This window comes from Alkalispirochaeta alkalica DSM 8900 (assembly GCF_000373545.1).
GTDB classification, from domain to species: Bacteria; Spirochaetota; Spirochaetia; order DSM-27196; family Alkalispirochaetaceae; genus Alkalispirochaeta; species Alkalispirochaeta alkalica.
In genome coordinates, this window is sequence record NZ_KB891692.1 from 188,949 (window position 1) to 206,051 (window position 17,103).

Annotated in this window: 14 protein-coding genes; 4 read left to right on the forward strand and 10 right to left on the reverse strand. The window is 64.9% G+C overall.

Going from position 1 to position 17,103, the window contains the following annotated elements; translation table 11 throughout:
* Positions 1 to 78 precede the first annotated feature (78 nt).
* The 4 genes from B071_RS0102395 to B071_RS0102410 all read right to left on the reverse strand — a co-directional run bounded on the left by B071_RS0102395 (position 79) and on the right by B071_RS0102410 (position 3,776).
* The gene (locus B071_RS0102395) at positions 79 to 1,413 is read right to left on the reverse strand and encodes a hypothetical protein (protein ID WP_018525507.1); all 1,335 of its coding nucleotides are present in this window, start codon (positions 1,411 to 1,413) and stop codon (positions 79 to 81) included.
* A 113-nt stretch (positions 1,414 to 1,526) separates the two neighbouring features.
* Positions 1,527 to 1,925: a cytidine deaminase gene (gene cdd, locus B071_RS0102400; protein WP_018525508.1), complete on the reverse strand. Its 399-nt coding sequence runs from the start codon at positions 1,923 to 1,925 to the stop codon at positions 1,527 to 1,529.
* Positions 1,926 to 1,968: 43 nt separating this feature from the next.
* Entirely contained in the window at positions 1,969 to 2,493 is a 525-nt protein-coding gene (locus tag B071_RS18145; protein ID WP_018525509.1) for a hypothetical protein, read from the reverse strand.
* Positions 2,494 to 2,552: 59 nt separating this feature from the next.
* A complete protein-coding gene (locus B071_RS0102410; protein ID WP_018525510.1) occupies positions 2,553 to 3,776 on the reverse strand; it encodes an LL-diaminopimelate aminotransferase in 1,224 nt (407 codons plus the stop codon).
* 231 nt (positions 3,777 to 4,007) lie between these two features.
* Between B071_RS0102410 and B071_RS0102415 the strand changes: the two genes are divergently transcribed.
* On the forward strand, positions 4,008 to 4,511 hold the full coding sequence (locus B071_RS0102415; protein WP_018525511.1) for a GAF domain-containing protein: 504 nt from the start codon (positions 4,008 to 4,010) through the stop codon (positions 4,509 to 4,511).
* Here B071_RS0102415 and dinB read toward each other — a convergent pair.
* Entirely contained in the window at positions 4,483 to 5,796 is a 1,314-nt protein-coding gene (gene dinB, locus B071_RS15450; RefSeq protein WP_018525512.1) for a DNA polymerase IV, read from the reverse strand. The two genes, B071_RS0102415 and dinB, sit on opposite strands and share 29 nt — an antisense overlap.
* Positions 5,774 to 7,972, reverse strand: coding sequence for a hypothetical protein (locus B071_RS0102425; protein ID WP_018525513.1), 2,199 nt, complete (start codon positions 7,970 to 7,972; stop codon positions 5,774 to 5,776). The genes dinB and B071_RS0102425 overlap by 23 nt, the downstream gene beginning before the upstream one ends.
* 58 nt (positions 7,973 to 8,030) lie before the next feature.
* Between B071_RS0102425 and B071_RS0102430 the strand changes: the two genes are divergently transcribed.
* Positions 8,031 to 8,540, forward strand: coding sequence for a nitroreductase family protein (locus tag B071_RS0102430; RefSeq protein WP_018525514.1), 510 nt, complete (start codon positions 8,031 to 8,033; stop codon positions 8,538 to 8,540).
* Positions 8,541 to 8,570: 30 nt separating this feature from the next.
* Here B071_RS0102430 and B071_RS0102435 read toward each other — a convergent pair whose 3' ends face one another.
* The 4 genes from B071_RS0102435 to hflK form a co-directional block, all read right to left on the reverse strand.
* Entirely contained in the window at positions 8,571 to 9,704 is a 1,134-nt protein-coding gene (locus tag B071_RS0102435) for a D-alanine--D-alanine ligase family protein (protein WP_018525515.1), read from the reverse strand.
* A gap of 10 nt (positions 9,705 to 9,714) precedes the next feature.
* Complete coding sequence (locus tag B071_RS15455; RefSeq protein ID WP_157702983.1) at positions 9,715 to 11,268, reverse strand: UDP-N-acetylmuramoyl-L-alanyl-D-glutamate--2,6-diaminopimelate ligase; 1,554 nt, start codon at positions 11,266 to 11,268, stop codon at positions 9,715 to 9,717.
* Between the two features lie 75 nt (positions 11,269 to 11,343).
* Positions 11,344 to 12,345, reverse strand: coding sequence for a protease modulator HflC (gene hflC / locus B071_RS0102445; protein WP_018525517.1), 1,002 nt, complete (start codon positions 12,343 to 12,345; stop codon positions 11,344 to 11,346).
* On the reverse strand, positions 12,342 to 13,352 hold the full coding sequence (hflK, locus tag B071_RS0102450; protein WP_018525518.1) for an FtsH protease activity modulator HflK: 1,011 nt from the start codon (positions 13,350 to 13,352) through the stop codon (positions 12,342 to 12,344). The genes hflC and hflK overlap by 4 nt, the downstream gene beginning before the upstream one ends.
* A gap of 187 nt (positions 13,353 to 13,539) precedes the next feature.
* Between hflK and B071_RS0102455 the strand changes: the two genes are divergently transcribed.
* Positions 13,540 to 14,583, forward strand: coding sequence for a foldase protein PrsA (locus tag B071_RS0102455; protein WP_018525519.1), 1,044 nt, complete (start codon positions 13,540 to 13,542; stop codon positions 14,581 to 14,583).
* Positions 14,584 to 14,684: 101 nt separating this feature from the next.
* Positions 14,685 to 17,096: a methionine--tRNA ligase gene (gene metG / locus B071_RS0102460; protein ID WP_018525520.1), complete on the forward strand. Its 2,412-nt coding sequence runs from the start codon at positions 14,685 to 14,687 to the stop codon at positions 17,094 to 17,096.
* Positions 17,097 to 17,103: the final 7 nt, after the last annotated feature.

Genomic DNA, 17,103 nt, shown 5'->3' on the forward strand with positions numbered 1-17,103 from the left:
GGGAAAGGTCACTCGAGGTGTGCCACCGGAGGCGACCCGAAGGCGTGGCGTCCCCGGAGAAGGTCGGGCGGCCAGGAGTCAGAGTTCTGCCCGGCCCTGGAAGGCGCGCCTCCGGAGGATTCCTTCGGTCCAGGGGCGCACCTCCTGGGAGAGATCTCCCCGGGAAGCCAGGAGAAACTCCGCGAACGCCGGTTCCCGGCGCCCGTCAAAGTAGAGGGACTGCCCCAGATAGAAGCGTACCCGTGCCTCCAGATCCTGGCTCAGGGGGAGCTCCAGAAGGTTTTTCAGGAGTTTTGTGGTGCCGGCGTAGTCGCCCCGCTCGAAATGTTCGGTAATGACCTGGGCAACTGTCCGCTCCGTCCCCTCCGCTGCGGGGTCCCGTTCCGGGGGCAGGATTCTCGGTTTCGGGCTGAAGGGTTCTTCCCGGGGGGCTCCCTCCAGAAGGCGTGCCAGGATTCGTTCCGTCTCGGGGTTCAGCTCCTGGGGGCGTCCCTGGTGGGGGAGTTCCCGGACGATCAGGCGGTGGCTCCCCGGCACGGCCTGGCTGGAGAGCTCCAGCATGGGCAGGGGCGCGGGCCGTTTCGGAGGGCTCGTCAGACGCAGCTGGGGCGAGGGACGCTCCCCGAGAGATATCTGCACGGCCTCGGTGAGGACGTTTGCGCCGGGAACGATCTCCACGGTGCCCCGCTCCACCAGGGAGGTGTCGAAGATTCCGTAATAGTAGGCCACGCCGGGGATCGCATGATCGACGAACCGCCGGGTGTTGCTGTCGATGCGTTCCAGCAGGGTGGCCCCGGCCAGATCCGACTGCTCCAGCAGGGGTTCCAGGCTGCGGTAGACCGCCAGTTCCCGTTCTCCCCGGGAGGGGCTGAAGCGAAGGACCACCACGGCGTCCTGGGGGCGCGCCACCAGGTCGTAGACGCGGGCGGCCCGATCCTCTTCGGTGTCGAGCCGGGAGATCCGGACGGGGCGGATCGTCTTGTTCCTGAAGGGGACAAAGACGGGGTATTCCTGTCCCTCCCTGTCCACAGCCACCACGGCGTAAAAATAGGACCCCACCTCGGGCGGGGTGTCCAGGTAGGTTTCTACTCCCCCGGGCGCGGTGTGCACCAGGCGGGCCCCGGCGAAGGTGTCGGGGGTGATCTCTCGGGTATGGCGGTAGATACGGTAGCTCCCGCCCGGGAGGTCCCGCGAGTCTCGCCAGGTGAGGCGGATCTGGGGGTCCCGGACAGCGACACGGAGCCGCGATACAAAGGGAGCAAAGACCTCCTGCCGCGCTTCTTCTGTCCGGGCCGGTGTTTCTGCCGGTGGGGGATTTTCCCCGGGCCGGGTTTCTCCCGCCAGGAGAGCGGGGGCGGCCATCGCCACGATGACGCTGGAGATCAGAAAAAACGGGGCTCTTCTTCGATTCATGGACTCCTCCCTGATCTTCTCATCGGCACAGAGGGGCCGTCTCCGTAGCCCGGGGCTCCACAAAGTTTCCGAACACCCGGAACACGAGGCCTCTTCAGGAGCACGAGGGCCCTTCAGGAAAAAGTCGAGAAGGGATGGGGGAGCAGTTCTCCCAGGGTGAGGGTACGAGCAATTCCCTGCAGATGAGCCAGATGGATCGGCGTCGTGGGGGCGCAGAACTCCTGGATCACCTGGAGGCAGAGCGCGCAGGGCACCGCCGGGGGGTCGGCATCGGTGACGACCAGAATCCGGGCGACCCGGATCTCCCCGTAGCGGGCGATGGCCGTGAAGAGGGCGTTCCGTTCGGCGCAGACCGTGGCCCCGTAGCTGGCGTTCTCCACGTTGCACCCCGTGATGATCTCCCCCGAGCCTTCCATCTGCAGGGCAGCTCCCACCTTGAAGCCCGAGTAGGGCGCGTAGGCCTTCCGGCGCGCCTCCAGGGCCTTCTGAAAAAGTTGTTCCAGATCGTCCATAGGAGGGGTATTGTAGCGCCCGGAGGGGAAGGGTGCAATGTTTTCATCGATTTTCCTGGCCGGGGAGACCTTCTCCGGGGGTGAGCCTGGCGTAGATGTAGCCCCGGGGCCCCTCGGGGGGGATCTCCTGGAGGTATTCCAGAAGCTCCTGCCGGGTCCACCAGGGGCCGCGCAGGACCAGCCGGTGGGTCTCGTCGAGGGAGAAGTTGTGGAGGTACCTTCCCAGCCGTTCCAGCCGGAGGACTGCCCGGAGTGCGACCTCGGGGTCTTCCGGGGTGAACCGGAGGCGTACCGTTTTGACGGCCCGGGAGAGGGCCGCCAGGATCTCATCCTCCTCGTTCCGGTAGTGGACCGAGAGAAGGTCGGGGAGGCCCTGTCGGGCGATCACCTGGTCTGCCTCCAGGAGCTGTCGGCCCTGAGGGGCGTCCAGGAGGGTGAGCTGCCCCTGCTGGCGGCGCACAGCCCGCTTGAGGGCGCCCGGGACGGGGCCTGCTGCCAGGACGGTTCCCCCCCGGGGGAGGAGGGCAGAAAAATGTTCGACCTCCCGGGGGGAGGGGAAGATCGTCATGGCTTCGTCCTTTTTCCGAGGGGCTGCGGAGTTCAGGGTCCGCAGCCCCGGGGATCGATCTATGCGAGTGCGGCCTGGATGCGCTCCATGGCGCGCTCGACCTGTTCCCGTTCGTTGAATCCGCTGATGCGGATGAACCCTTCGCCGGCGGCGCCAAAGCCCGCCCCCGGGGTTGTGACCACACCGGCCCGTTCCAGGAGCAGGTGGAAGAGATCCCACGAGGGCCTGCGGGCCTCCACCCAGACGTAGGGGGCGTTTTCCCCGCCGAAGCTCCTGAACCCCGCCTGCGCCAGCCCCTGGCGGATGATCCGGGCGTTTTCCAGGTAGTAGTCCGTGAGCTCCCGAACCTCTTCCCTGCCCCGGGTGGTGTAGACCGCCTCGGCAGCGCGCTGTATCGGGTAGGAGGCGCCGTTGAACTTGGTGGTCTGGCGGCGCGACCAGAGGTCCCGCAGCGCCACGGCCGAACCGGTGCTCGTCCAGGCCTGAACGGTAGGGGGGATCACCGTGAAGGCGCAGCGCAGGCCGGTGAAGCCCGCTGTTTTTGAGAAACTCCGAAACTCCACGGCGCAGGTCTCCGCCCCGGGGATCTCGAAGATCGAGTGAGGAAGATCGGGGTCCCTGATGAAGGAGACGTAGGCCGCGTCGAAGAGAATGAGGGCCCGGTGCTTTCGGGCGTAGTCCACGTAGGCCGCGAGCTGCTCCCGCGTGGCCGTTGCTCCCGTGGGGTTGTTGGGGAAGCAGAGGTAGATGAGATCAACCGCTTCCTCGGGAGGGGGCGGCACAAAGCCGTTTTCCTGTGTCCCCGACAGGTAGGTGAGACCCTGGTAGCGGTCTCCCTGGAAGGGGCCTGTGCGACCCGCCATAACGTTGGTATCGACGTAGACCGGATAGACCGGGTCGGGCACGGCTACGCGCTGTTCAGGGGAGAAGAGCTCCTGGATGTTCCCGGTGTCGCACTTGGAGCCGTCGCTCACAAACACGTCGGCGGCCGAGATATTCACACCCCTGCTCTGATAGTCCTCGCGGGCGATCGCCTCCCGGAGAAAATCGTAGCCCTGTTCCGGGCCGTAGCCGCGGAAGGTCCGGGGCGAGGCCATCTCGTCGATGGCGGTATGAAGGGCTTCCAGAGCCGAGGCGGGCAGCGGGCGGGTGACATCGCCGATCCCGAGTTTGATCACCTCCTGTTCGGGGTGTGCCTCCTGGTGGGCCCTGACGCTTTTGGCGATGTCCACAAAGAGGTAGGACGCCTTGAGTTTCTGGTAATGTTCGTTGATTTGTATCATCTCTTGTCTCCGTTCTTGTCTTCGTCCCATAAAATACGCGATAGTAACGGTCATGAAAAGGGTGCTGCCGCGAATACCCGCAGAGGGCACCAACCCCGGGAGCCGAACCACCGGGTTTCCGGGGGCAGGGGACCGGCCCGGCGGGGGGCAACGGGGTTTCGGTGCGAGCCCCCAGGAAGGGGCTTCCAGAAGCGAGCCCCCAGGCCGAGCAGGGCAGAAAGCGAGGAGAACGTGAAAGGCAACATTGACTACGAGACACTTCTTCAGCAGTGCCGCCAGGAGTTGCTGCGGGGAGCCCCGCGCCAGGCCGGGTTGCAGCTGGTCTGTGATCTTCTGAGGCGGGAGGTCCCGCACTACGACTGGTTCGGGCTGTACATCGCCGTTCCCGGGGAACGGATGCTGGTGCTGGGACCCTTCGCGGGGGAACCCACGGAGCACGTGCGGATTCCCTACGGACGGGGTATCTGTGGCCAGGCGGCGGAACGGGCCGAGACCTTTCTGGTGGATGATGTGTCGGCCCAGGAGAACTACCTGGCCTGCAGCCTCAGCGTGCGCAGCGAGATCGTGGTGCCGATCTTCGGCCCGGCCGGTTCGGACCGGGAGGGGGTGGTGATCGGCGAGATCGACATCGACTCCCACCGGCCCGGGGCCTTCTCCGGAGACGACGAGCGGTTTCTCCAGGCCCTGGCTCCCGAGATGGCGCCCTTTATTCCGAGGGTTCCTTCGGGTCGCTAGGGGACTCCGTCCCCTCCCCCGGCGGGGAGATCCAGAGGCCCCGCCGGATCGATCCGCTCCCAAAGCGGTCCCGAAGCTGGCGAATGGTGGGGTCCAGCGCGTCCTCCCGGGAATCGCGGGGGCGGGTCTCCCGGGGAAAGAGGTCCTGTTGCAGGGGTTCCTTCCAGGAGTTCCTCCGCGCCTGGCCGGCGATTCCCACCCCCAGAAGCCTGAGGGGCTTCCCCTGGCGGCGCTTTTCCAGAAGCTGCCAGGCCACCGCAACGAGCTGGCGCGTCCCCCCGGGAGGTTCCGTCAGGGTGCGGGAGGCGGAGTGGGTCTCGAAAGAGGGAAAGCGGAGCTTCACCTGCACCGTGGGGCCCCGCCAGTCCTCCTGAAGCGACCGCTGGATCACCTCCTCTGCCATGGCCAGAATCTGCTGTTTCAGAAGCACCGGATCGTCGATATCGTCGGCAAAGGTCCGTTCCGCCGAGATGCTGTGTCGTTCGTGGAGGCCTTCGTGGATACCCGGGTCCTGGCCACGGCAGAGCTGGTAGAGAAAATCCCCCGTGGAGGCTCCAAAATGGCCCCGGAGGAACTCCGCCCGCTGTTCCCTCAGGGCCAGGACGGTGTTGATCCCCAGTTGTTCCAGCCGTCGCCGGGTGACGGCGCCCAGCCCCCAGAGGTCTTTCAGCTTCAGCCCCGCCACAAAGGAGGCCTCCTCGCCCGGAAAGACCCGGTAGAGCCCGTCGGGTTTGTCCATATCACTGGCAAGTTTGGCGATGAGCCGTGAAGGGCCGATCCCGACGGAGATGGTGAGCCCCGTGGCGGTGCGAATCTCCTCCTTCAGGTTCCGGGCGACCCCTTCGGGGGGGCCCAGGAGACGTTCCGTGCCGGTCATGTCCAGAAAGGCCTCGTCGATGGAGACGATCTGCACCCGGGGTGAATAGTTTTCGAAGCGGCTGGTGATCTCCCGCGAGACCTGGCGGTAGCGCTCCATTCTGCTGGCCGCCACGATCGCCTGGGGGCAGCGTTTCAGGGCGTGCTGCATGGGCATGGCGCTGTGGATGCCGAAGCGGCGGGCCTCGTAGCTGCAGGCCGCGACCACCCCCCGCTTGTTCCGCCCTCCTACCAGAAGGGGTTTCCCCCGGTAGGCCGGGGTATCGAGTTGCTCCACCGAGGCAAAGAAGGCGTCCATATCGACGTGAAAGAAAAGTTTCTCCCGGGGAGGTTCCCCCGGTTGCCGTCCGGGGTGTTTCCCGGGCTGCTCCCCGGGAGAGGGGCCGTTATTCCAGGGTTGCCCGCTCATGGAGTGTCCATCGTCGGGTTATGGTGTTTCGGGCGTAGGCTGCCTCGGGAGGTTCCCCGCCGCTTCGCCAGCCCCGTGGGGGTGATTCCGGGGAGGAGAGCGAAGAGGAGAGCGAAGAGGAGAGCACAAAGACGTCCTCCAGGACCGCGGCGGGCACGGCGAAGGTGGCCTCTGCTCTGGCTGTGATCGTGACCGGCAGCTCGTCGGCGCGGAAGACCAGGGTTCCCCCGACCTGCGAGGGTGGTACGGGCCCGGTCTTCAGGGAGAACGCCACGCCCCGGCTGCCGAAGGGCTCTTCCAGGGGGTGGTCCGAGGCGTAGAGCTGTACGGGCTGGCTCGCCTGGAAGGAGAGATTCAGGTCCCGGGCCTGCTCCTGGAACTCCACGCTCCAGTGGAGAGAATGGCGATCCAGGAGGCGGGAGGTGCGCAGTCGCAGCTGAAGCGGTGGCGGCGGTGCCGACGAGAGCTCTTCCCGGCAGGGAATCGCTTCGCACCGGATCGGTTCCTCGCCGGCCAGGAGAATCGTTACCTCCCGGGGTATCTCCCTTCTTCCCGAGGTGACGCTGCGGTATCCCTCGGGACGGGAGGGTTCGTCGCTGCGGTCGGCCCCGGCAGGTTCCCGGGAAAACTCCTCGATCACCCTGAGCGGCAGGGGCCGGTCCTGCCGGAAATGGGTGATCATGGTAGCCGAGGTCAGGGCCAGCCCCACCGTGGCGGTCATGGTCACCAGGGGCACCAGGGGAATCCTGGAGGCGATCGCGTCCAGGCGGAAGAACATGAGCAACGCCGGCAGGAGTACCGCTGCCGTGAGCGCCTCCTGGTAGAGGGGGGGCGTGAGGAGTGCCGTGATCATGGGCATATCCGCCGCAGGAGTCAGGACCGCGATGAGATAGACCAGGGGGGTCAGGGTCAGAAAGAGGGTCACCATCTTGATCCAGGCGCGATGACCCAGGCTGAAGAGCACGCCAAAGAGGAAGCTCACCGTGAAATAGGCCCCCACCACCAGGCTGGTGAGGCCCGACACGATCGCGCCCGTCAGAAGGAGGAATACCGCTGTGCCGGAATAGACCGCCGTGGCGCGGCGGAGGCGGTGGCGCAGGGTTGTGGCCATGATTCCCAGGGCGGTACAGACCGCCGAGATCTTGCCCGCCACCAGGATGGCTGGCGGCGGCGGGTGGGGGAAGAGGTGCAGGATCGCGCGGATCGCCAGGTTCGCCGCCACGAGACTCCCCAGGATGACCAGGAGACTCACCAGAATCGCCGGCATGTTATGACCCATGGAACGGAGATAGTGGAGCGCCCGGCGGGGAAAGCTCACGGTATAGAGGAGGAGCACCAGGGCGAGCACCACGAGGCTGCGCACCAGGGTAAATTCGTCGATAATGACCGGCCGGTGCAGGGGCAGGATCAGATAGTTCAGGTCCTCCCGGCGGGGCGCGTCGCCACGATCCTGGAGCTGGTCCAGGAGGGGAGCGATCGTCCGGGTGATATCCCCGGGAGATTCCAGAAAGAGCCGTGCCGCCGGGGCCCCCTCGCCGAGGGCGCGCTCCAGGGGCGGGTCGGCCAGGCCGTAGCCCAGACGGGCGGCGTTCAGTTGGGCCGTATTGACCAGGGGAAACCCCTCTTCGGCGATCGCCTCCACGAGCCAGAGGGGAGCGGCCCGGTCGGGAACGGCCACGCGCCATTCCGTGGATGTTCCCGGTGCAAGAAAGAGGCGCGGCACATCGGGAGGAATCCGGGGAAGGGCTGCGGCGATCAGCCCCCGGTCCCCCGGGTCGTGGCGGGGTGCTGTCAGGAGGAGCGCCAGGCGCGGGTCGGTGAGGTGCGAGAGGTGCAGAAGCAGTTCCTCGGCACCGGGATAATCCAGTACCACCAGGAGCAGCGGGGCATCACCCCGGGAGATCAGGTAATCCGGATAAAAGCTGGGACCCAGAGGCTGGTCGGGCAGGATCACCTCCTGGACCAGGGCCCCGGGAAAGAGCTGCTCCAGAGGTGACGCCCCCCCGGTTCCTCCCGGGGTGGAGGCCTCCCCTGCCGTGCCTCCTGGCAGCCGGCCCCCCAGGGCGGAGCCTCCCGGGTCGGAACCCGCCGGAGCGGGGCCCGCCAGAGCGGTCCCGAAGGGGTATAAAAAAGAGAAGATGATTGATACACTCAGAACAATTCGGTTGAGGCCCATGACGATCTATACTCCGAGCATAGGGAGGTGAGGTCCCTCGGGTCAAGGAGGAGGAACCATGGAAATGCTTCCGGAAATCGCGAATCGTCGCAGCATCCGCGTCTACAGACCGGAGCCCCTGGCCGACGATGTGGTCAAGCGGATTCTGGAGGCGGGGCGGCGGGCTCCGTCGGCAAAAAACCGGCAGACCTGGCGCTTCATCGTGGTGACCGACCGGGAGAAAAAGGGGAAACTCGCCGAGGCCTCCTTCGGCCAGGAACAGGTGGATCAGGCGGGCGTGGTCTTCGCGCTCTGCACCACCAATGTCGATTACATCATGCCCAACAACCAGCCCAGCCACCCCGTAGATATCGGGATCGCCTCGGCCTTCATGATGCTCCAGGCCGAACACGAGGGCCTCGGTTCGTGCCCGGTCACGACCTTCCAGGAGGCCGATGTCAAGGTCCTTCTGAGCGTTCCCCACAAGATGAGGGTGGTGATGCTGCTCGCCGTGGGTGTGCCCGGGGAGCGGGGCGATCTGACGCCCCGGTTTCCCCCGGAGCGGGTGGTGGGGTACGAGCACTGGTAGGGCCGGTGTTGTCCGGCCCCCTTCGGGGCCCTATCTGGCCCGGTAGTCCCGGGCTGAGCGGTGACGGGCGCGTTCCAGGGCCAGCGAGATAAGCTCCCGCAGCAGCTCCGCGTAGGTAACCCCTCCGGCCTGGACCATCTTGGGGTACATGCTGATCGGCGTAAACCCGGGGAGGGTATTGATCTCGTTCAGGTAGACCTCTCCGGTCTCGCGATGGAGAAAGCAGTCGACCCGGGCGAGTCCTGCGGCGTCGACGGCGCAAAAGGCCTCCCGGGAGATATCCCGGATTCGCTGCGCCAGGGCCGGTTCCAGATCGGCCGGGATCTTCAGGGCTGCCCCCTCGGGATCGGTGTATTTGGCCTCGTAGTCATAAAACTGGTGCGAGGGGATCACCTCGCCGGGGGGAAAGGTTCGGGGATCCTGGTTCCCCAGAACGGCTGTCTCGATCTCCCGTACCGCCAGGGCCTGCTCGATCAGGACCGTCCCGTCGACACGAAAGGCCCGCTCGAGGGCCGCCGCGAGCCCCTCGGGGGCTTCCACGCGGGTGATTCCCACGCTCGATCCGGCGGCGTTGGGTTTGACGAAGACGGGAAAGCCGAAGGTGCCGGCGATGCGTTCTGCCGCATCCCGGGCCACCCCGGCGGTGCAGTCCCCCACACTTCTGCCATCCACACTCCAGCCATCCAGACTCCTGTCATTCACGGTGATGTAGGGAACGACGGGCAGACCCCGCTGCTCCCAGATCTGCTTTGCCCGTATCTTGTCCATGCCCAGGGCGCTTCCGGTGACACCGCTTCCCACGCAGGGAAGGTGGCACATCTCCAGGAGTCCCTGGACGGTGCCGTCCTCGCCACAGGCCCCGTGGAGCACGGGGAAAACACAGTCGGCTGCAAGAAGTGTGCCCTCGGCATCGACGATTCCCTCGCCGGGCCGCAGGCCGAGCAGGGCTCGGGGGTCGGGGGTGATGCCGAGGGTTCCCTCCTCGCGGGCGCGACGGAGCTGTTCGGCCTGGTCCTGGAGGAACCACCGGCCCTCCAGGGTTATGCCCACCAGGGTGAGGGAGAGATCGGCCATGCCCGCCAGTTCCTGAACCACGCCGGCCGCCGAGACACAGGAGACCTGGTGTTCCTGGGACTGGCCCCCGTAGAGAACGATCACTTTCACGGGAACCTCCTCATGGGGTCAGGCTTTTCGCGAGGGTCTTTTCCAGTTCCTCCCTCACCACGGCCGCCTCGTCCCAGGGCTCGACCCGATCGGCGTAGATGATCGACGATTCGTGGCCCTTGCCGAGGAAGAGCAGGGTGTCTCCCGGCTCGGCCATGTCCAGGGCCCTCCGTATGGCCGTGCGGCGGTCCGGTTCCAGGATGAGCCGCCCCTCGCTACGGATGGCGGGGTCCTCCTGGTCACAGCCCCGGGCGATCTCCTCCAGGATTGTCCAGGAATCCTCCCCCCGGGGGTCTTCATCGGTGAGGATCACTACCTGGGCGTGGCGCGCGGCGATCGATCCCTGCATGGGGCGTTTCTCCAGGTCCCGTTCCCCCGCCGACCCGAAGACCAGGATGAGCCGGTTCCGGGTGAAGTCCTTCATCATGGGAAGCACCGTCTCGAAGGCTCCCGGTGTGTGGGCGTAATCGACGATGGGCAGGAAGGGGTGCTCCCGGGAGATAATCTGCATCCGTCCGGGCAGGGGCTTGATCCGTCCCAGGACATCGAAGAGATCCAGGGGGTTCCGGTCCAGGAGATGGGCCGCCGCGAGAATCGCCGCCAGGACGTTGTCCACGTTGAACCGTCCGGGGAAGGGGATCGTTACCTCCCGGGCCTCCCGGTTCCAGTGGACCACACACCGGGTCTCCTCGGCGGTGGACTCCAGATCGGTGGCAATGAGGTCTGCCTCGGGGTTATCTACCCCGTAGGAGAGGACTTCCTGTCTGGTGGCGTTGCGAAAGTAGTAGGCGTTGGGGTCGTTGGCGTTGACCACGCCGAAGATCGGCCAGTCGGAGTCGCCGATCCGCTTTGCACAGCGGTCCAGCGCCCGGAAGAGGTTGGCCTTGTCGCTGCGGTACTGCTCGAAACTCCCGTGGAACTCCAGGTGCTCGTGGTTGATGTTGGTGAGAACCGCCACGTGAAACTGGACGTCCCGGAGGCGGGAGGTCCGCTCGCTCAGGCCGTGGGATGTGGCCTCCACCACGGCCACCTCCTTGCCGTTGTCGATCATCTCCCGGAGGAAGCCCTGAATCTCGGGGGCCTCGGGCGTGGACTGGCGAAAGCTGTTCTTCTCGGGCCGGATATCCCGCTTGATCAGCACCGTGGAGATGAACCCCGATTCCAGATCCTGCTGCGTCAGAATCTGATCGATCAGCCAGGTGGTGGTGCTCTTGCCGTCGGTGCCGGTAACCCCTATGACGGGGATCTCCCGGGAGGGGTCGGCGTAGAGTCGGGCTGCCAGGGTGCTCATGGCGTGGCGGCTGTCTGCTACCTGGATGTACACGGCCCGGGGGTCGGGTTCGTCGGGGATCGCCTCACAAAAGACCGCCCGCGCACCTGCGGCGATCGCCGGAGCGATGAAATCGTGTCCGTCCACATGGATGCCTGGCAGGGCCACGAAGGCGCTGTCCGGACCGGCCTGACGGGAGTCGTAGACGAGACGGCGGATCAGGGGATCGCCGGAACCACAGGAAGCGACCGTCGGAAGGCACTTGGCCAACCGGGAGAGATGCATTTCAGCCATGGCCCGCATGGTAGCAATTGCGGTGGGTCAAGGCAACCATCCCGGGGGCCTCCCGAAGGAGGCCCCGAGGAGAAACTAGCCCTCCTCGCTGTAGAGGAAGTTGAAATAGTCCATATCGGTGCTGAGGGTCTTGCGGAACTGGGGCATCGTTTTCCGGTAGGACTCGATGGCCCTCCAGAAGGCGAAAAACTCCGGGTCCTGCCGGTACGCGTCGGTGTAGATCATTGCAGCCTGGGCATCGGCCTCTCCCCGGATCGTCTCGGCCCGCTCGTAGGCCTCGGAGAGGATCGACCGGCGTTCGTTGTCCCGCTGTCCCAGGAGCTCCTGCTTGCGCCCCTCTCCGTAGGAGCGGTAGGCCTCGGCGATCTGCCGCCGTTCCGAGACCATCCGCTCGTAGACGCTCTCCGTGAGGTCTGCCGAGTAGCGGATCTGGCGGATCACGATATCCTTGATCTCGATACCCAGTTCCTGGGCGGTCTCGTTGGCCCGGGCGAGCATCACCTCCGAGAGGGCCTGCCGTCCGATGGAAATATTGGGCTGATCCTCCACCACCGCCAGAAGGTTGGTGATCTCGCGCAGCCGCCGGTCGTCGCCATCCTCGGCGGCCAGCTCGGCCTGGGAGGGCATGGGCTGGGACCGGACGATCTTGTTGATCACGTTCGAATCCCGCACCGCCTCTTCCAGGGAGTGTCCCGAGATCACGGTACGCACGGCGCTCTCGATCACGTCGTTCAGGCGAGAATAGGCCCGCTCCATGGTGGTGACGGCCCGGTAGAAGAGGTCCGGGTCCTGAATGACCCAGCGTGCCGTGGTGTCTACCCAGATAAACTGGTTCTCCGAGGTGGGCATCCGCCGGGCTTCGCCGTCCCAGGAGAGGATCTTGGCCGAATAGGGGACCACCTGGTCGATCACGGGGGTCTTCAGGTGGAGGCCCGCCTCCTGGGTGACCTTCACGATCTGGCCGAAGCGGATGATCAGGGCCTGGCGTCCCTCGGGAACGATGTAGAAGGGCCCCAGAATGACCAGAAAGATACCCGCTACGAGGAGTACCGTGAGGATTGATGATATCTTTTTCATCGGGCACCTCCCGGGGTGTTGTCCTGACGCTGCATGTTCAGCAAGGGAATGAAGTTTGAGAGATTCCGGTCGATCAGCTCGGGCCGGTCGTGCTCCGTTTTGGGTTCATCGGGTGCGAAGACGTCTTCCACCATCTCGTAGTAGAGACGGGTTCTGGTGGTGCGGGGGTCGTTGCGGTATTCCCGCAGAACGTTGACAAAGCGTGACGCGTCTCCCCGGGCACGGTTGACCCGTTCGGCGGCGTACCCTCGGGCAACCTGCACCAGCTGTTCCGCCTCACCCCGGGCGCGGGGAATCTCCCGGTTGTAGGCCTCGCGGCCCTCGTTAATCAGGCGGTTCATGTCCTGAATCGCCCGGTTCACATCCTCGAACGCGTCCTGGACCCGTCCCGAGGGAGGAACGATGTTCTGGAGACGGACGGCCGTGACCGTTACGCCCAGGTTATAGCCCTGGAAGACCTCGTTCATCTGGTCCTGGGCCAGAAGTTCGATGGCGGGGCGCTCGTCGCCTAGGACGTCGATGATCGCCCGGTCCCCCACGAGGCGGTTTACCGTGGACTGGGAGATATCCCGGATCGTCCGTTCCTGATCCTCCACGTTGAAGAGCCAGTCCGTGGGGGTGGTGATGCGGTACTGGATGATCCATTCCACATCGACGATGTTCAGATCCCCCGTGAGCATGAGGGACTCTTCCTTGTAGTCACTTTGAGACATGACGGGAGTTATGCCCGGTTGTTGAAGGCGGAAGCCGAACTGCATGTTCTGCACCGCCTGGGTTGGCACGTTGTAGTTTTGCTCCAGCCCCAGGGGCAACTTGAAGTGAAGGCCCGGGGCTGCTGTCCGGTGATAGCGCCCGAGCCGCAATACCACGGCCTCCTCGGTTTGATCGACCACGAAGAAACTGGTGGTGATCATACCCAGAAGAACGATGACCGCCGCCACGATCGCCAGGGCCTTCCCGTTGACCGAAAAGGGGAAGCGGGGCGTAGAGTCGTCCTGTTCCGACATACGAATGCTCCTTGATAGTGTGATCCTGGATTCAGGATCGGTCTGGTTCGATTCATCACCACAGTAGCTTGGGAAGGCAAGGTCGTCAAGGAAGGTTCCCCCGGAAGGCTCCTTTACAGACCCCTCCGATTCGTGGTGGACTGGAGGCATTATAACGAACCTCAATGACAGGCGAAGGAGTATAGGAATGAAACATACACGGATACCCGCAGTAGCGGCAGTCTTGTTCCTCCTCATGGCGAGCCCCCTCTGGGCACGGGGAGGACAGGAAAAAGAGCAGGAGGCAGCACCCACCGCACCGGCGGTGCAGGAAGAGCAGCAGGCCGGGGAAGAACTCTCCCGGGAGGAGATGGTGGCCCGGGTAAACGGTCGGGGAATCTCCCGGGAGGAGTTCAACGACGTGGTGGAGACCAACATCTACCGTTTTGAGAAGCACAATGAGGAACCCTTTCCCCAGGACCGGCGGGGACAGCTGGAGCAGCAGGTTCTGGACGGGCTCATCACCCGTACCGTTCTGGAGACCGAGGCCGAGGCCCAGGGGATCACCGTCTCCGACGAGCAGCTGGGTGAGACCCTGGCCCAGTTCCGGAGTCAGTTCCCCGACGATGACTCCTACCGTGCGGCCTTGGAGCAGCAGGGGTTTTCCGAGAAACTCTTCGAAGCCGAGGTCCTGCGGCAGATCGCCATCGAGACGCTGATCAACACCCGGGCCTTTGAGGGGCTGACCGTGGACGAGGCCACGGCCCGGGAGTTCTACGATGCCCATCCCGAGTATTTCGAACGGCCCGAGCAGGTAGCGGCCCGCCATATCCTCCTCGCCACCGACGAGGGCGCAGACACGGATGAGCTGCGGACCCGGCTCGGTGAGATCCGGCAGCAGCTTCTGGAGGGCGCCGACTTCGAGGCGCTGGCTCGGGAGTACAGCGATTGCCCCAGCTCGGACCAGGGCGGTGATCTCGGGGCCTTCGGTCGTGGCCAGATGGTTCCCGCCTTCGAGGAGGCTGCCTTCGCCCTGGAAGCGGGGGAGCTCTCGGAGATCGTGGAGACCCAGTTCGGCCTCCACCTGGTGCAGGTGACGGAGCGGATCCCCGGTCGGGTCATCGCCTTCACCGATGTTCTCCCCGAGATCGAGGAGTTCCTTCTGGAGGACCTGCAGAACGAGGCGGCCCGCACCTACGTGACCTCCCTGCGTGAGGCCGCCCGGATCGAGAAATTTATCGAGATCGACTGACCCCGGATGTCTTGCCGGGGCCGGGTATCGTCCGGACCTGGCTATCCCCCGGGCATGGTACGGTTGACCACCCGGGGGGGCTCTCCCTATAGTGAGGCGTCATGAAAAAACGCCTCATTACCAGTGCGCTTCCCTACGTAAATAACATTCCTCATCTGGGCAACCTGATCCAGGTTCTCTCGGCCGATGTCTTCGCCCGGTTCTGCCGCTCCCGGGGGTACGAGACGCTCTACGTCTGTGGTACCGACGAGTACGGTACCGCCACGGAGACCAGGGCTCGCGAGGAGGGGATCTCCCCCGAGGAACTCTGTTCGCGCTACCACGCCGTCCATACCGAGATCTATGAGTGGTTCCGGATCTCCTTCGACAAATGGGGCCGGACCTCCACGCCCCAACAAACGGAGATCGTCCAGTCGATCTTCCTGAGCCTCCACGCCCAGGGATTCATTCGGGAACGGACGATTGAACAGCTCTACAGCGAAAAATCTGCCATGTTTCTGGCCGATCGCTACGTGGCGGGAACCTGCCCCAAATGCGGTTACACCGATGCCCGGGGTGATCAGTGTGAGGAGTGCGGATCGCTCCTGGATCCCACCGACCTGATCGACCCCCGGAGCGTGATGGATGGAACACGGCCGGTGATCCGCGAGACCACCCACCTCTACATCGACCTTCCGGCGATCCTGCCCAGATTGCAGACCTGGATGGCCGAGGCGAGCGAGCGGGGCCGCTGGGCGCGCAACGCGATCCGCATGACCGAGGCCTGGATTCGGGACGGCCTGAAGGAGCGGGCGATCACCAGGGACCTGAAGTGGGGAATCCCCGTTCCGCTGGAGGGGTTTGAGGATAAGGTCTTCTACGTCTGGTTCGACGCCCCCATCGGCTATATCTCGATCACCGCTACCCTGACCGACCAGTGGGAGCAGTGGTGGAAGAATCCCCGGGAGGTCGAGCTCTTTCAGTTCATCGGAAAGGATAATATTCCCTTTCACACGGTGATCTTTCCCTCGTCGCTCCTCGGGAGCGGCCAGGACTGGACCATGCTGCACCATATGAGCTCCTCGGAGTATCTGAACTACGAGGGGGGGCAGTTTTCCAAGAGCAAGGGGATCGGTGTTTTTGGCACCGATGCCCGGGAGACGGGTATCCCCGCCGATGTCTGGCGCTTCTACCTCTTCTACAACCGGCCCGAGACCAGCGACTATACCTTTACCTGGGATGATTTTCAGGAGAAGGTAAACGGCGAGCTGATCGGAAACCTGGCGAATCTGGTGAACCGCACCACCACGTTTCTGACTCGCTTCTTTGATGGGGCCCTGCCCCCCGAGGGAGCGGCCCTCTCTGAGGGAACGGTGCCCCCCGAGGGAGCGGCCCCGGCCGGAGCGCACCATCGCCAGGCCTTCTGGAACGAGGTGCGCCAGCGCGAGGCCGAGATAACGGAGAAGATGGAGTGGGCCGGGCTCCGCGACGGGTTGCGGCGGATCTTCGCCCTCTCGAGCTACGGAAACCGGGTCTTTCAGGCGGCGGAGCCCTGGAAAACCCGCACGACCGACCCCGAGGGCACCCACCTGCTCCTGGCCGACCTGGTCTATCTGGTACGGGATCTGGCGATTCTGATCGAACCCTACCTTCCCGCTACGGCGGAGCGGATCAGGTTGCTCCTGGGGGCTGCCCCCGGGGAGTCCTGGAGCTGGGATATGCTGGGTGAACCGCGCGGGCTCTCCCGGATCGCTCTTCCCGAGATTCTCTTCGAGCAGCTTTCGGACGAACTGATTCAGGAGCTGCGGGACCGCTTCTCCGGCAGTCAGGCCGACCGTGCCCGGCGGGCCCTCGAGGCAGACGCTGCCTCCGGGGCGAAGCCCGGGAGCCCCAAAGGAGCCCGGGATGGCAAACCCGGCGCGAAGAGCGACAAAACCAGAAAGGATCACACCGTGAGTGAAAATACTGTGAGTGAAAATACCGTGAACGAGAACAGACCGGACGGGAATGCCGCAAGCGAAAAAATCGAGGACCGGTTTGCCGAAAAGGTCGAGCTCCGGGCCGCGAAGATCATCGAGGTGGAGCAGCACCCCGAGGCGGACAAGCTCTACATCGAGCGGCTCGACGATGGAACCCCCGAGGGGCGGACGATCGTGAGCGGCCTGCGCGGTCACTATACGCCGGAGGAGCTTCTGGGAAAAACGATCGTGGTGGTGGCAAACCTGAAACCGGCCAAGCTCCGGGGGGTCAAGAGCGAGGGGATGCTTCTGGCGGCCAGCTCCGGCGAGGGCGACCAGGAGATCGTGGATGTGCTCTTCCTGGAAGGGGTGGAGCCGGGGTCCCGGGTTCTTCTGCAGGGGCAGGAGCGGCAGGCCTCCCCCGAGGATTCCCTGAAGCGGCTGAAGGCCGACGATTTCTTTGCCCTTCCCATACGGGCCTCGGGCGGAACGGTTTTTGTGGGCGAGACACCGCTGGTGGACGCCGGGGGGAACCCCCTGAAGACACTCCGCGTTTCCGATGGAGCCGTGGGCTGACCCTGGC

Coding starts and splice junctions, on each gene's coding strand:
- B071_RS15455 (WP_157702983.1), bottom strand. CDS start 11,268: ATGGCTGAAATGCATCTCTCCCGGTTGGCCAAGTGCCTTCCGACGGTC.
- hflC (WP_018525517.1), bottom strand. CDS start 12,345: ATGAAAAAGATATCATCAATCCTCACGGTACTCCTCGTAGCGGGTATC.
- B071_RS0102395 (WP_018525507.1), bottom strand. CDS start 1,413: ATGAATCGAAGAAGAGCCCCGTTTTTTCTGATCTCCAGCGTCATCGTG.
- B071_RS18145 (WP_018525509.1), bottom strand. CDS start 2,493: ATGACGATCTTCCCCTCCCCCCGGGAGGTCGAACATTTTTCTGCCCTC.
- B071_RS0102410 (WP_018525510.1), bottom strand. CDS start 3,776: ATGATACAAATCAACGAACATTACCAGAAACTCAAGGCGTCCTACCTC.
- cdd (WP_018525508.1), bottom strand. CDS start 1,925: ATGGACGATCTGGAACAACTTTTTCAGAAGGCCCTGGAGGCGCGCCGG.
- dinB (WP_018525512.1), bottom strand. CDS start 5,796: ATGAGCGGGCAACCCTGGAATAACGGCCCCTCTCCCGGGGAGCAGCCC.
- B071_RS0102430 (WP_018525514.1), top strand. CDS start 8,031: ATGGAAATGCTTCCGGAAATCGCGAATCGTCGCAGCATCCGCGTCTAC.
- B071_RS0102425 (WP_018525513.1), bottom strand. CDS start 7,972: ATGGGCCTCAACCGAATTGTTCTGAGTGTATCAATCATCTTCTCTTTT.
- hflK (WP_018525518.1), bottom strand. CDS start 13,352: ATGTCGGAACAGGACGACTCTACGCCCCGCTTCCCCTTTTCGGTCAAC.
- metG (WP_018525520.1), top strand. CDS start 14,685: ATGAAAAAACGCCTCATTACCAGTGCGCTTCCCTACGTAAATAACATT.
- B071_RS0102455 (WP_018525519.1), top strand. CDS start 13,540: ATGAAACATACACGGATACCCGCAGTAGCGGCAGTCTTGTTCCTCCTC.